15 protein-coding genes are annotated in these 13,705 nt (G+C 30.1%); 6 read left to right on the top strand and 9 right to left on the bottom strand.

Annotated features, from left to right (window positions below):
- Positions 1 to 28: 28 nt before the first annotated feature.
- A complete protein-coding gene (locus AC5SLW_RS05310; protein ID WP_006997818.1) occupies positions 29 to 283 on the top strand; it encodes a hypothetical protein in 255 nt (84 codons plus the stop codon).
- Here AC5SLW_RS05310 and AC5SLW_RS05305 read toward each other — a convergent pair.
- The 3 genes from AC5SLW_RS05305 to AC5SLW_RS05295 are packed head-to-tail and all read right to left on the bottom strand — an operon-like array spanning position 261 to position 2,668.
- Positions 261 to 1,580, bottom strand: coding sequence for an ATP-binding protein (locus AC5SLW_RS05305; protein WP_494574837.1), 1,320 nt, complete (start codon positions 1,578 to 1,580; stop codon positions 261 to 263). The two genes, AC5SLW_RS05310 and AC5SLW_RS05305, sit on opposite strands and share 23 nt — an antisense overlap.
- Positions 1,561 to 2,238 carry a response regulator gene (locus AC5SLW_RS05300; protein ID WP_006997820.1) on the bottom strand — a complete coding sequence of 226 codons (678 nt, stop codon included), beginning with the start codon at positions 2,236 to 2,238 and terminating at the stop codon, positions 1,561 to 1,563. Before AC5SLW_RS05300 ends, AC5SLW_RS05305 begins: the two co-directional genes overlap by 20 nt.
- Entirely contained in the window at positions 2,231 to 2,668 is a 438-nt protein-coding gene (locus AC5SLW_RS05295; RefSeq protein WP_006997821.1) for a MarR family winged helix-turn-helix transcriptional regulator, read from the bottom strand. The genes AC5SLW_RS05300 and AC5SLW_RS05295 overlap by 8 nt, the downstream gene beginning before the upstream one ends.
- Positions 2,669 to 2,738: 70 nt before the next feature.
- On the opposite strand from AC5SLW_RS05295, the gene AC5SLW_RS05290 reads away from it, so the two are divergent.
- A complete protein-coding gene (locus AC5SLW_RS05290) occupies positions 2,739 to 3,620 on the top strand; it encodes a branched-chain amino acid aminotransferase (protein WP_006997822.1) in 882 nt (293 codons plus the stop codon).
- Here the strand turns inward: AC5SLW_RS05290 and pgsA are convergent.
- The 5 genes from pgsA to uvrB are packed head-to-tail and all read right to left on the bottom strand — an operon-like array spanning position 3,617 to position 9,353.
- The gene (gene pgsA / locus AC5SLW_RS05285; protein ID WP_006997823.1) at positions 3,617 to 4,201 is read right to left on the bottom strand and encodes a CDP-diacylglycerol--glycerol-3-phosphate 3-phosphatidyltransferase; all 585 of its coding nucleotides are present in this window, start codon (positions 4,199 to 4,201) and stop codon (positions 3,617 to 3,619) included. The two genes, AC5SLW_RS05290 and pgsA, sit on opposite strands and share 4 nt — an antisense overlap.
- A 2-nt stretch (positions 4,202 to 4,203) precedes the next feature.
- Entirely contained in the window at positions 4,204 to 6,039 is a 1,836-nt protein-coding gene (uvrC, locus tag AC5SLW_RS05280; RefSeq protein WP_006997824.1) for an excinuclease ABC subunit UvrC, read from the bottom strand.
- A complete protein-coding gene (locus AC5SLW_RS05275; protein ID WP_494574835.1) occupies positions 6,026 to 6,451 on the bottom strand; it encodes a dihydroneopterin aldolase in 426 nt (141 codons plus the stop codon). Before AC5SLW_RS05275 ends, uvrC begins: the two co-directional genes overlap by 14 nt.
- The gene (locus AC5SLW_RS05270) at positions 6,448 to 7,200 is read right to left on the bottom strand and encodes an SDR family oxidoreductase (protein ID WP_494574833.1); all 753 of its coding nucleotides are present in this window, start codon (positions 7,198 to 7,200) and stop codon (positions 6,448 to 6,450) included. The genes AC5SLW_RS05275 and AC5SLW_RS05270 overlap by 4 nt, the downstream gene beginning before the upstream one ends.
- Positions 7,182 to 9,353 carry an excinuclease ABC subunit UvrB gene (gene uvrB / locus AC5SLW_RS05265; protein ID WP_006997827.1) on the bottom strand — a complete coding sequence of 724 codons (2,172 nt, stop codon included), beginning with the start codon at positions 9,351 to 9,353 and terminating at the stop codon, positions 7,182 to 7,184. The genes AC5SLW_RS05270 and uvrB overlap by 19 nt, the downstream gene beginning before the upstream one ends.
- 35 nt (positions 9,354 to 9,388) lie before the next feature.
- On the opposite strand from uvrB, the gene AC5SLW_RS05260 reads away from it, so the two are divergent.
- Both AC5SLW_RS05260 and AC5SLW_RS05255 read left to right on the top strand, forming a co-directional pair.
- On the top strand, positions 9,389 to 10,588 hold the full coding sequence (locus tag AC5SLW_RS05260; protein ID WP_494574831.1) for a pyridoxal phosphate-dependent aminotransferase: 1,200 nt from the start codon (positions 9,389 to 9,391) through the stop codon (positions 10,586 to 10,588).
- Entirely contained in the window at positions 10,588 to 11,037 is a 450-nt protein-coding gene (locus AC5SLW_RS05255) for a YtoQ family protein (RefSeq protein WP_006997829.1), read from the top strand. Before AC5SLW_RS05260 ends, AC5SLW_RS05255 begins: the two co-directional genes overlap by 1 nt.
- A gap of 10 nt (positions 11,038 to 11,047) precedes the next feature.
- Here the strand turns inward: AC5SLW_RS05255 and trxB are convergent, their stop codons facing one another.
- Complete coding sequence (gene trxB, locus AC5SLW_RS05250) at positions 11,048 to 11,992, bottom strand: thioredoxin-disulfide reductase (RefSeq protein WP_011281457.1); 945 nt, start codon at positions 11,990 to 11,992, stop codon at positions 11,048 to 11,050.
- Positions 11,993 to 12,013: 21 nt separating this feature from the next.
- On the opposite strand from trxB, the gene AC5SLW_RS05245 reads away from it, so the two are divergent.
- Positions 12,014 to 12,958 carry a mitochondrial fission ELM1 family protein gene (locus AC5SLW_RS05245; RefSeq protein ID WP_494574828.1) on the top strand — a complete coding sequence of 315 codons (945 nt, stop codon included), beginning with the start codon at positions 12,014 to 12,016 and terminating at the stop codon, positions 12,956 to 12,958.
- Positions 12,958 to 13,620 (top strand): hypothetical protein, encoded by a 663-nt coding sequence (locus tag AC5SLW_RS05240; protein ID WP_006997832.1) that lies wholly within the window; start codon positions 12,958 to 12,960, stop codon positions 13,618 to 13,620. The genes AC5SLW_RS05245 and AC5SLW_RS05240 overlap by 1 nt, the downstream gene beginning before the upstream one ends.
- The last annotated feature ends 85 nt before the right edge of the window (positions 13,621 to 13,705 follow it).

The following is a 13,705-nucleotide window of genomic DNA, read 5'->3' as shown; positions in this document are numbered from 1 at the left end:
AAAGTATATTAATTTTATAAGCGAATATATGACAAAATCAAAATTTGTAATTGATAAATTAACAAAGCTATTTGAACAAGGGCTAATTTCTTATAAAGATTTAAGTTCTGAAATAATAAATGTTTTAAGATCTAAAAGAGAAGAGATCATTTTTAAAATGAAATTAACTAGCAAAGAAGAAATGGATATATTAATTAAAAGAGTTGAAAATTTAGAAAAAAAAATCAACAAATTTGAAAAAAAAAGTCCAAATAAAAAATCTACAAAGGTAAAAAAATCTTAACTCTAAGGCCGTTTAAAGGAGATTTATCTAATAAAATATTTCCTCCATGGGATTTGATTATGTCAGATGTAATTGACAATCCAAGACCAACACTAGATTTAGAATCCCCTCTACTTTTATCTACTTTATAAAATGGTTTGAAAACATTCTCGAACTCTTCTTTAGGAATACCGACTCCATCATCATCAATAGTAATTATTATGTTGCTGTCTTTTTTTGATAAATGAAAATTTATATTTTCAGCATATTTAATTGAATTATCAATTAAATTATTTAAAGATCTTTGTATTAAATTCTTTCTTCCATTCATGTAAACTCTTGGAATTATTTTTTTGGTTATTTTATCATTATTATAATTTTTTATTGTAGTTTCGATTAATTCTGAAATATCAAAGGTTTCATCTTTTTCTAAATATGATGAACTTGTAAACTGCAGATATTCATTAAGCATTTTTTCCATTTCATCTATATCTAAAGACATTTTTTTTGATAAATCTTTATCTTTCATAAAAGATAGCTGAAGTTTTAGTCTTGTTAAGGGTGTTCTTAAATCATGGCTTATGCCAGATAACATTTCAGATCTTTGATTGAGGTGTCTCATTATTCTTTTTCTCATTTTATCAAATTCCAAACCTGCTTGTCTGATCTCTAAGGCACCTGATGGCCTGTACTCATCAATGTTTTCTCCTTTACCAAATCTTTCTGCAGCTTTAGCCAGGTTTATAATTGGTCTGGTTTGATTTTTTAGAAATAGTATAGCTATGGTTATCATTAGTAGAGCTGGTATAGTGATCCATAACGCAAATATTCTAGCAGATGAGCTTGCAACCCTGTCTTTTGGAATAAAAAATTCAAAGTAACCCTCGTTATGTTTAATATTTATATGAATAAGCTCTTTATAACTTGTTGTATCGAACCAGAAATTTTGAGTGCCCATATTAGATTTCAGTTCTCTTCTAAGTGTTCTATCTATTGGACTAAACCATCTTTCTTTTTGAGCTTTTTCAAATAAATCATCTTTTTTAAATTGAACATTAAGATCTAAATAAATTGAAAATAACCCTGACAGATCGTTATTATTATATTTTCCATTATCGTAAGCTGTTATGAATGTTTTCATCTCACCGATTAAGGCTCTTGTCATACCTTTATTTGTTTTAATCCAAAGACTATCAAAAAAAACAATCGATATGACTACTTGAAGAACAATTATTGGAACTGCTACGATTAATAAAGCTCTATAAAATAATCTTTTTGGCAGTAAATTTTTTACAAAATTATTCAATCCATAAAACATAGCCAGCACCTCTTAAAGTTTGTAAGTATTTTGGATTTTTTGGGTCCATTTCAATTTTTTTTCTAAGTCTTGTAATTATCACATCTATTGACCTTTCTTTATCAAGATCGGTTAGTTTGCCAATATCCTCTCTTGAAAAGGTTTTGCCAGGATTGTTAATCATTTTTTCTAATATAATTTTTTCAGTACTATTTATTTTATATTCAATATCATTTTTTATGATTAAAAGTTTGTTAAGATCAATTTTAATATTATCAAAGGTTATAATTCTTTTTTCATCATTTCTTTTTGTTTTATTTAAAATATTTTTTATTCTTAAAATAAGTTCTTTTGGCTCAAAAGGTTTTGGTAAATAGTCATCAGCGCCTATCTCTAAACCTTCAACTCTATTTTCAGCTTCTCCTTTAGCTGTTAATAAAATTATAGGGGTATCAATTTTAGATTTATTTTGTTTGATAAAATCCAACCCACTTTTGCCTGTCATCATTATATCCAAAACGATTAAATCAAATTTAATTATTGAAATTTTTTCTTCTGCATTTTCTGCACTATTTGATGTAGTAACCAGAAAATTATTTTCATTTAAATATTGTTTAATTAGGGATCTAATTCCCTCATCATCATCTACAACTAAAATATGGGCTACAAAATCATTCATTAATTATTTTCTTTAAAACATTGTCAAAGTTTAAGACTTGATCTGAACTTGAATTTAAAAGAGCATTATAAATTCTTTTTTTTTGTATCGAAAATATTTCGTCAAAAATTTTTTCTCCTTTTTCATTTAAAAAAATGTGTTTTACTCTTGTGTCTTGTTGGTCTTTTTCAAAAAAAACCACATCAAGTTTAATTAAATCTTTTAAAACTCTATTTAAACTCTGCTTGGTAACCTTTAACTTCTTTAATAGATCAGAAATTGTAATCCCTTTATACATTGATAAAAGATGTAAAACTTTGTGGTGAGCTATACCTATAGAGTATTTATCTAATGTTTTCTTGGCATCTGAAAAAGACTCACGGTAACTTGTAAATAACTTTTCAATCAGCTGCTTTAACTGAGTATCCTTTAAATATAAAAGTTCTTTCATTATGGGTAAGTTATATTGACATATTATAGATACAAAGATAATTTTAGATAAAATTTAAATTATTTCATTCATGATACCATACGATAAAAGATCAGGTAAAATTTGGTTTAATGGCGAGCTCGTTGATTGGGCTGATGCTAAAATTCATGTTTTAAATCATGGCCTTCACTATGCTAGTTGTGTTTTTGAAGGTGAAAGAGTCTATGATAATTCAATTTTCAAATTAGAAGAACACACATCTAGACTTTTTTATTCTGCAAAAAGAATGGGTATTAAAATTCCTTATACTGAAGAAGAAATAAATTTAGCATCAAAAAAAATAATTTCAGTTCAGGGTGTCAAAGATGGATATGTTAGACCAACAATATGGAGAGGTAGCGAGATGATGGCTATATCTGCTCAACAAACAAAAATTCATGTTGCCATAGCAACTTGGGAGTGGGGTTCATATTTTGATCCAAAACTAAAAATAGAAGGTATTAAATTGAATATATCAAATTGGAGAAGACCTGCGCCAAATACGATACCTTGGGATACGAAAGCTTCTGGATTATATATGATTTGTACTTTATCAAAACATGAAGCTGAACAACAAGGCTATACAGATTCTCTAATGCTTGATCATGAAGGAAATGTTGCAGAAGCAACAGGTGCTAACATTTTTTTTAAAGATAAAAATGGAGAAATTCACACACCCATTCCAGATTCTTTTTTAGACGGCATTACAAGAAGAACGGTAATTGAAATTGCAAAATCTAAAGGAATAAAAGTCAATGAACGAAAAATTGCACCAGCTGAATTATCAAATTTTGTAGGCTGTTTTTTAACAGGTACGGCAGCAGAGGTTACGCCAGTTTCATGTATTGCTGAAAATAAGTTTAAAGTTTGCGAAACTATAATTGACTTAAATGAAAGTTACCAAGCATTAGTTAGAAAAAGAAAAGCAGCTTAGTTTTTGTTATCTTCAGATATTGCATGGTCAATGCCTTTTCTTAAATATTCATAACCAGTATACAAAGTTAAAAATGCAGAAAGCCAAAGCAGGATTATGCCAATAGTTTGAGCATTATAATCTTGAAAATTTAAAATTTTATTACCAGTTTCACCAGTTAGTAAAAGAGCTATAGCAACCATTTGTAAAAAAGTTTTTAATTTTGCTAAGTTAGTTACTGGTAATTTAATTTGTCCTCTAGCTAAAAACTCTCTTAAGCCTGAAATTAGTATTTCTCGTGTAAGTATTATAATTGCTGCAATAACCTCGTAATGTTTAATTGTTCCACTCATGACAAGCAATATAAGTGCAGTAGCAACAATAATTTTGTCTGCTATAGGATCAAGTAATTCACCCAACTTAGACTCTTCACCCATCATTCTCGCCAACATTCCATCCAAAAAATCAGTAAATGAAGCAATTACAAACAATACGCATGCAGTTAAATCACCATAAAAACCAGGTAAATAAAATGCTAGAACAAAAAAAGGTACAATTATTATCCTACCTATTGTTAAAATATTTGGAATTTTTTTAAGCATAATTATTCGTGAAAAAAGTTATATATCTTTTTTGCAACTTTTTCCTCAACACCTTCAACTGATTTAATTTCATCAAAACTTGCAGATTCTACTGCTCTAGCAGAGCCAAAATGGTTCAATAGTGCTCTTTTTCTAATCGATCCAATACCATCAATTTGATCCAGCAAGGATTTTGTAATTCCTTTTGCTCTTTTTGCTCTATGAGAGGTGATAGCAAATCTATGTGCTTCATCACGTAGTCTCTGCATAAAAAATAGAGTGGGGTCATTCTTATCAAATTTAAATGATTTTCCTTTGTAAAAAAAAGTTTCATCTCCACTATTTCTTAGTTTACCTTTAGCAATGGCTATCATAGGAAGATCATGTAAACCAAATTCATCTAACACTTCTTTGGCAGATGAATATTGACCTTTACCACCATCAATTAAAATTAAATCAGGAAGAGTTAAATAATTTCCTTTTTCTAACATTGCTCTTTTAAATCTTCTCGTAAGTACTTCTTTTAACATTGCAAAATCGTCTTGTTCATTACCTTTTGTCTTAATATCAAATTTTCTATATCTTTTTTTAACAAATCCTTCATTTCCAAAAGTAATCATAGCACCCACACTATTTGTTCCTGAGATGTGACTATTATCATAAACCTCAACTAAGTTTAGGCCATTTTTAAGATCAAATTTTTTAGCAACACCCTCAAATAAATTTTTATTATTATTTGTTTCATAAATTTTTCTATTAAGTGACTCTTTGGCATTTTTTTCTGCCATAGCAATTACTTTAGCTTTAGTGCCTTTTTTTGCTACATTAATAGAAATCGCACTATTTTCTTTTTTGCTTAAAGTTTCTTCAATTAATTTTTTGTCTTCTATTTCTGTATTAATGATTATTAATTTTGGAACATTTTTATTTTCATAAAACTGCATCAAGAACGAAGACATTATTTCAGATAAGCTTTGATCAGGATCATGTTTTGGAAAATAAGCTTGGTTGCCCCAATTTTGTTTAGACCTATAAAAAAATACTTGAATACACGTTTTACCAGATTCTTTGTATGCAGCAATTACATCTGCATCAATTAAATTTGCCTCATTAATTCTTTGTGAGGATTGAATTATATTTAAAGATTTAATTCTATCTCTAAAAATAGAAGCTCTTTCAAAATCTAGCTTTTCACTAGCTTCCTCCATTTGTTTAGATAGGTTTTTTTGTATATCCCTTGATTTTCCCGATACAAACTGAATTGCTTGATCTACTGATTTTTTATAATCTTCTTTATCAATATAATCGACACAAGGACCAGAGCACCTTTTTATCTGATAAAGAATGCAGGGTCTTTTTCTATTCTTGAAGGTACTATCATCACAAACTCGAATTTGAAATATTTTTTGAAGCATCTTAATAGTCCAATTAGCAGTTCCTGCTGAAGCAAACGGTCCAAAGTAAAATCCTTCTTTATCTTTTTTCCCTCTATGTTTTGTAACTTGTGCCCATTGGTCTTTATTACTGATGAAAACAAAGGGAAATGACTTGTCATCTTTGAGTAATATATTGAATTTAGGTTTATGTTTTTTTATTAAATTAGCCTCTAAAAGTAGAGCTTCACTTTCATTGGCAGTAGTTGTTATCTCTAGCTTAAAAGTTTGAGAGAGCATTCTTGCTGTTCTAATAATATGGTTTTTTTCTGCCACATAGCTCTTTAATCTATTAGGAAGGTTTTTTGCTTTACCTACGTACAAAATCACATCTTTATGATCAAGCATTCGATAAACTCCAGGGCTTTTAGGAATTAATGGGAGCTCTTTTCTAATTACGTCTTTGCCTAATTCAGAACTTTTCATGACTTCTTTTTTTGGTAATTTGAATACCAACAGATGCACATTCTTTAATAATTTCTAATTTTTCAATTTGAAGCATAATCTTTCCAATTCGTTTGTCTTTAAACAGTACATCAAAAGCATCCTCTGCAAGTGTTTCTAAAAAATTATAATGTTTCTTTTTTGCGAGTTTTGTAATTAATTTTACAACCTGACCATAATTAACAATTGATTTAATATCCTTATCATTTGTTGGTTTTCTATCTTCATAATCAATCTCTAAACTGAATTTTACTTTTTGAGTTTTTTCTTTTTCAAATTCATAATAACCAAGCTTTAAATCTAGAATTAACTCTTTAATAAGAATTTTTTTTTCGTAATTAAATAAACTTTTATTTTTATCTATTTTAATAATATTTAAATTAGTTTTTTTCATTCTTTTCCGATTACATCTGGTGTTTGCCAGTTTAAACTTTGTCCACTATCTATTGCTATTACTTGACCTGTAATTGAACTGTTTTTGATAAAAAAGTCAACAGCAGAACATATATCCTGTACATTTACCTGCTGTTTTAAAGGAGTTGCCAAGTACTGCTTTTTAAAATGCATGTCAGTTTGTCTTTTATTTTTAATAGTAGGACCAGGAGCTATTCCATTAACTCTTATATTTGGAGCTAATTCCATGGCACTAGTTTTTGTTAGAGTATAAAGTCCCGTTTTACTTAAAGTATAAGAAAAGAAAAAGGGAGTTAACTTAAAAACTCTTTGATCAATTATATTTATAATATTGTTATTTTTACCCTTAACATTTTTTGAAAATTCTTTTGTAAGATACGCGGGTGCTTTTAAATTTACATCAATATGCTGATTCCAGCTTTTAGAAGAAAAATTTTTAAGACTATCATTTTCAAATAATGAAGCATTATTAATTAAACAATCAAAATATTTTAATTTTAACTTTGAGAATTTTATAATTTTTTTTAAATCTTGTTCTTTTGCAAGATTACCTTTTACCAAGTAAACTTTTGTTTTATTTTTTGATAATTCTTTTTGTAATTTTTCAGCTTCAGATTTAGAGCTATTGTAATGAATAACCATTTCAACTCCTGGACCTGAGAGTTTCTTTGCAATAGCAGCACCTATTCTTGTTGCAGCCCCTGTAATAATTATTTTGTTTGCTTCCATTTTTTCTTACCTTTTTGTGCTCTTGTACCAGGTAAGCCCATCTTTGATCTACCTTTTGGATACACTCTATTTTCTTGATTATAGTGTTTTACTTTTGGATTTAATACAATTTCTAACTCTGACGCTTCAAGGTTTCTTATTTCATCTCTAATTTTTGCAGCTTCTTCAAATTCAAGGTTTGTTGCAGCATCTTTCATTCTTTTATTTAATTGTTTTAAATGTTTCTTTAAATTGCCACCAATATTGTCACCTGTTCCAACTTTTAGGTAGTCTTTTTCATAAACACTTTCTAAAACATCGCTAATTTCTTTTTTAATTGAGGTTGCATCAATGTTATGTTTTTTGTTATAGGCTACCTGAATTGTTCTTCTTCTATCAGTTTCTTGAATTGCTTTTTTTATACTTTTAGTTTCTTTGTCAGCATAAAGAATGACTCTACCATCTAAATTTCTTGCTGCTCTTCCTATGGTTTGGATTAGTGATGTTTCAGATCTTAGAAATCCCTCTTTATCAGCGTCTAGAATTGCAACTAATGCACACTCAGGTATATCAAGCCCCTCTCTTAAAAGATTTATACCAACCAAGACGTCGAAAACTCCTAGTCTTAGATCTCTCATAATTTCTATTCTCTCAAGTGTATCAATGTCAGAATGCAAATATCTAACTCTAATACCATTTTCGTGAAAATATTCAGTTAAGTCTTCAGCCATTTTTTTAGTTAAAGTTGTAATCAATACTCTAAAATTTTTATCGATTGTTTTCTTACACTCATGCATTACGTCATCGACTTGGTTTTTAGCTGGTTTGATTTCAACTGGTGGATCAATTAAGCCAGTAGGCCTTATTATTTGTTCAACGAACTTACCTTTAGTCTGTTCTAACTCCCATGGACCAGGTGTTGCTGATACAAAAACTGTCTGCGTTCTCATTGCGTCCCACTCTTCAAATTTAAGTGGCCTGTTATCCATACAAGAGGGTAGTCTAAAACCATATTCTGCAAGATTACTTTTCCTTGATCTGTCCCCTTTGTACATTCCATTTAATTGTGGAACAGTAACGTGACATTCATCTACAAATATAAGTGTGTTGTCTGGAAAATATTCAAATAGAGTAGGAGGTGGCTCTCCAGGTTTTCGTCCTGATAAAAATCTAGAATAGTTTTCAATACCAGCACAAGAACCAGTAGCCTCAATCATCTCTAAATCAAATTTTGTTCTCTCTTCTAATCGTTGAGCCTCAAGAAGTTTATTTTGTTCTTTAAATTTCTTAAGAGTAACCTCAAGCTCTCTTTTAATTTTTATTACTGCTTGTTCGATAGTAGGTTTTGGAGTGATGTAGTGACTATTCGCATAAACTTTTATAACATCTAAATCTTTTAATAGATCTCCTGTTAAAGGATCAAATTCTTCGATTTTTTCTAGTTTATCTCCAAATAAACTTAACCTCCATGCTCTATCTTCAAGGTGTGATGGAAATATTTCGATATATTCACCCCGTGCTCTAAAAGTGCCTCTATAAAAACTTTGATCATTTCTTTTGTATTGTAGGTGTACTAAAGTTTTTATTAATTGTTCTCTATTGTAGTCGTAATCTTTCTTTAAACTTAAAGTCATTTTACTGTAAGCTTCAACTGAGCCTAGTCCATAAATACAAGAAACACTGGATACAATAATTACGTCATCTCTCTCCAGTAGCGACCTCGTTGCTGAGTGACGCATTCGATCTATTTGTTCATTAATAGAGGCCTCTTTTTCTATATAAGTGTCTGATCTTGGAACGTATGCTTCTGGTGTGTAGTAATCATAGTAAGAGACAAAATATTCAACAGCATTTTCTGGAAAAAATGATTTCATCTCTCCATAAAGTTGAGCAGCCAATGTTTTATTGGGAGCAAGTATAAGAGCAGGTCTATTAGTTCGTTCAATAACTTGAGCCATTGTAAAAGTTTTTCCAGAACCAGTTACACCAAGTAAAACCTGACTTAACTCTTCTTTATTTGCACCTTTAACTAATTTTTTAATTGCCTCAGGTTGATCACCTGCCGGTTTAAAATCTGTTACAAGTTTAAACTTTTGCCCACCTTCCAGTTTTTGGTGAATTTCTGGGTTTTTGCTTTGGATTTCAGTAATTAAATCTTGATAAGTATTTTGCATTATCTATAAAACTATTAGAATAAAAATTTATTTCAATGAGCATTATATCAGACAGTCTAAAAAAGATTAAACCATCACCAACTATTGCTGTAACTCAAAAGGCAAGAGAGTTAAAAGCTGCTGGAAAAGACGTGATAGGGCTTGGAGCAGGAGAGCCTGACTTTGATACACCAGATAATATCAAACAAGCGGCTATAAAAGCCATTAATGATGGTGATACTAAATATACAGCAGTTGATGGAACTGCTGCTTTAAAAGATGCCATTGTTAAAAAATTTAAAAGAGAAAACAATCTAGATTATACAACTGATCAAATTACAGTTGGTGCTGGCGGAAAACATGTAATTTATAATGCCATGATGGCAACTCTAAATGAAGGAGACGAAGTTATAGTTCCTGCGCCTTATTGGGTTTCGTATCCTGACATGGTTTTATTAGCTGGTGGAACTCCAATTATTTTAGAGTGTAATGAAAAACAAGGATTTAAAATTAATCCAGCTAAATTAGAAAAATCTATAACACCAAAAACAAAGTGGATAATATTAAATTCACCATCAAATCCAACGGGTGCTTGTTATACTGAAAGTGACATTAAAGAAATTGCAGATGTTTTAGCAAATCATCCTCATGTTCATATTTTAAGTGATGATATTTATGAACACGTAACATACGAAGGATTTAAATTTTTTACTATTGCACAAATTGATGGCTTGAAAGAGAGAGTTCTTACAATGAATGGGGTTAGTAAAGCTTACTCAATGACAGGCTGGAGAATAGGGTATGCGGCTGGTCCTAAAGATATTATTAAAGCAATTGCTAAAATACAATCGCAATCAACAACAAATCCATCTTCAATTAGTCAAGCTGCAGCTGTTGAAGCATTAAATGGAACTCAAGATTTTATTAAAGAGAGAGCAACTTCATTTCAAGAGAGAAGAAATTTTGTTGTTAAAGCATTAAATGGAATTGATGGGATTGAATGTTTAAATCCAGATGGAGCATTTTATGTTTTTCCAAGCTGCAAAGGATTGATGGGAAAAAAAGATACAAGTGGTAAAGAGCTTAAGACAGATACTGATTTTGTTCAGTCTTTATTAGAAAATAGTGGTGTAGCAGTTGTTCAGGGCTCTGCATTTGGGTTAGAAGGTTTTTTTAGAATTTCATATGCAACTTCAATGGACAATCTTAAAAAAGCTTTAGAAAAAATATCTACTTTTTGTAAAAGCTTAAACTAATGTTAAACGTATATTTAGCAGGTGAAATTCACAGTAATTGGAGAGAAGAAATTATTCAACTTTGTGAAAAAGAGAAATTAGATGTTAAATTTACCTCTCCTGTCACTGACCATGAAGCCTCTGACAATTGTGGTGTAGAAATTCTAGGAGCTGAAGAAAAAAATTTTTGGAAAGATAGAAAAGGCGCTAATATTAATTCAATTAGAACCAAAAAATCTATTCAAGATTGTGATGTAATTATTGTTAAGTTTGGTGAAAAATTTAAACAATGGAATGCAGCTTTTGATGCAGGTTATGCTACTGCACTTAATAAATCTATGATTGTTATTCATAACGATGATCACCAACATGCCCTTAAAGAAGTGGATAGCTCTGCTGCTGCTGTTGCGTCAGATCAAAAACAAGCTTTTCGTATATTAAAATATATTTTAGAAGGATCTTTAAAATAGATCCAACTATCTAGTGGGATAAAAATTTTTCAGCTTCAAGTGCAGCCATACAACCCATTCCTGCAGCTGTTACAGCTTGTCTAAACGTTTTGTCTTTAACATCACCCGCAGCATAAACTCCAGGGATATTCGTCTCTGTTGAATCTGGTTTGGTCAATAAATAACCTTCTTTATCCATTTCTAACTGTTCTTTAAATAAAGCTGTTGCTGGGTCGTGACCAATTGCAATAAATAAGCCATCTATTTTCATTTCTTCAATTTTATTAGTTTTTAAATTTTTAATCTTAATAGCTTTAACATTTTTAGGTTCGCTATCCCCAATAACCTCTTCAACAGCACTATCCCAAATTATTTCAATTTTTTTATTTTCCATTAATTTTTTCTGAAGTAATTTTTCTGCTCTTAAAGTATCTCTTCTATGAATTAATTTTACTTTTGATGCAAATTTTGTAAGAAACATTGCCTCTTCAACTGCAGCGTTTCCACCACCAACAACTGCTACAACTTTTTCTTTAAAGAAAAAACCATCACATGTTGCGCATGCTGAAACTCCAAAGCCTCTATAAGCTTGTTCTGATTCTAAGTTTAACCATCTTGCTTGAGCACCAGTTGAAATAATTATGCTGTCAGCTGTATATTTTTGTCCACTATCTCCAATAGCTTCAAAGGGTGTAGATTTTAAATTAACTGAAGAAATATGATCTTCAATTAGATCTGTTCCAACTGCTTTTGCTTGATCTCTCATTTGATCCATTAACCATGGACCCTGAATTACATCTGAAAACCCAGGATAATTTTCTACATCGGTTGTTGTCGTTAATTGCCCACCAGGCTGAACTCCATAAACTAGAATAGGATTTAGCATTGCTCGGGCAGCATATACAGCGGCTGTATAGCCAGCTGGACCTGACCCTATTATTAACACTTTTGTGTGTTTAATTGGATTTTCACTCATGCAGAAGTTATATAAGGATAAATGACAAAATTAAAAGGGATATTATTGACTGAGGGTATGCACGGCATGATCAGCCAAGTAGAAGGTTTAGCAAAGGCCCTAGATTTAGATTTTATACACGAGAAGATTGAACTTAATAATTTTTGGAAATTATTTCCCCCAAAGCTAACACCAGTTTCAAGTAATGTTTATAAAAAAGTAGAATCTTCTGATTTTGATGTAATCATTTCATGTGGAAGAAAAAGTGTAATTCCATCTATTCATTTAAAAAAGAATTCTAATAAAAGAGTTATTAATATTCATATTCAAAATCCAAAAGTTAATTTTAAAAATTTTGATTTCATTGTGGCACCAGAACATGATGGAATTGAAGGCCAAAATGTTATCAGTACAAAAGGTGCAATTCATTACCTTACTGAAAGTGAAATAAATGAAAATAAAGATTATTTAAATTCATTTATTAAAAAAGATGAAAGAAAAATTTGGACTTTAATAATGGGTGGTCCTACAAAGTATTATGAATATTCAAGAGAAAATATTAAAGCTATTTTTGAAAATTTAAACAACTTAAATAAACAGAACAACTTTCAATTAGTTGTGATCCCTTCAATGAGAACACCAAAAAATATAATTCAATATGCAAAAGATTATTTTGGTGAAAATCATATAGTTATTGAAACTATTGATAAGAAAGCTTATCTATCAGCTTTAGCAATTTCAGAAAAAATTGTAGTAACATGTGACTCTAGCTCCATGATATCAGAAGCTGCTTTAACTGGAAAACCAATCTACGTAGCTAATATTTCACCTAAAAAAAATGACAAAAGATTTCAAAGATTTAGAAATTTATTTAGAGAACTAAATATCATTAGAAATTTAGGTGAAGAAGTAGAGAATTGGAACTATCAAAAATTGGATGAAACGAATAGAGTAGCAAATATTATTAAACAAAAAATTAATTCTTAATGTCATTCTTAAATTCAATTCAAAATCAGGCAAAAAAACATGAATTTCCTTTTGATCACTGGGAATATAATAATGCACTATCTGACGGGGCCATTGAGGAAATTATTAAAGCTGATATTCCAGATGTCAGTAAGCACAATCTTAATTATGATGGCACCAGAGCAATTGATGGTGGTGCTGCAGAGTTTAGAGAGGGAATAGCTTCGGGCGGTGAGGCAATTAAATTTAGATGTTTTGTAACAAAAGAAAATGAAAAAAAATTTCCAAACTTAGTAAAATTTATTAAAGAACTTCAATCCAAGGAAGTTCATGGAACTATTTCAAAAATGATCGATAGAGATTTATCGAACTCATATGTTAGAGTTGAAGTTATTTGTGATAGGGAGGGTTTTTGGTTAAAGCCCCACTGCGATATCAAAGAAAAACTGATGTCTGGATTAATTTTTATAAATAATGCTAACGAGTCTGAAGATCTTGGAACAGATTTTTATAATGAAAAATTAGAAAAAGTTAAAACAGTTCCTTACAAAAATAACTATGGCTACATGTTTACTAGTGGGCCCAACACTTGGCATGGTATGGAAAAGAAAAAAATAGTTAAGGAAAGACGATGCATTCAGGTTAACTATGTTACTTTTGAAACAGATTGGAAAGTTCTGTAATTAAATTAAAACTCTTTCATTATTAACAATAACATCTATTAGTCCCCATTCTGATTGCTTCATTACCTCCAAATAAAAGAAAAAA

Source organism: Candidatus Pelagibacter sp. PS_40 (assembly GCF_059417765.1).
The sequence above is the reverse complement of the archived record's forward strand: the minus strand, read 5'-3'. Positions and strand labels throughout refer to the sequence as shown.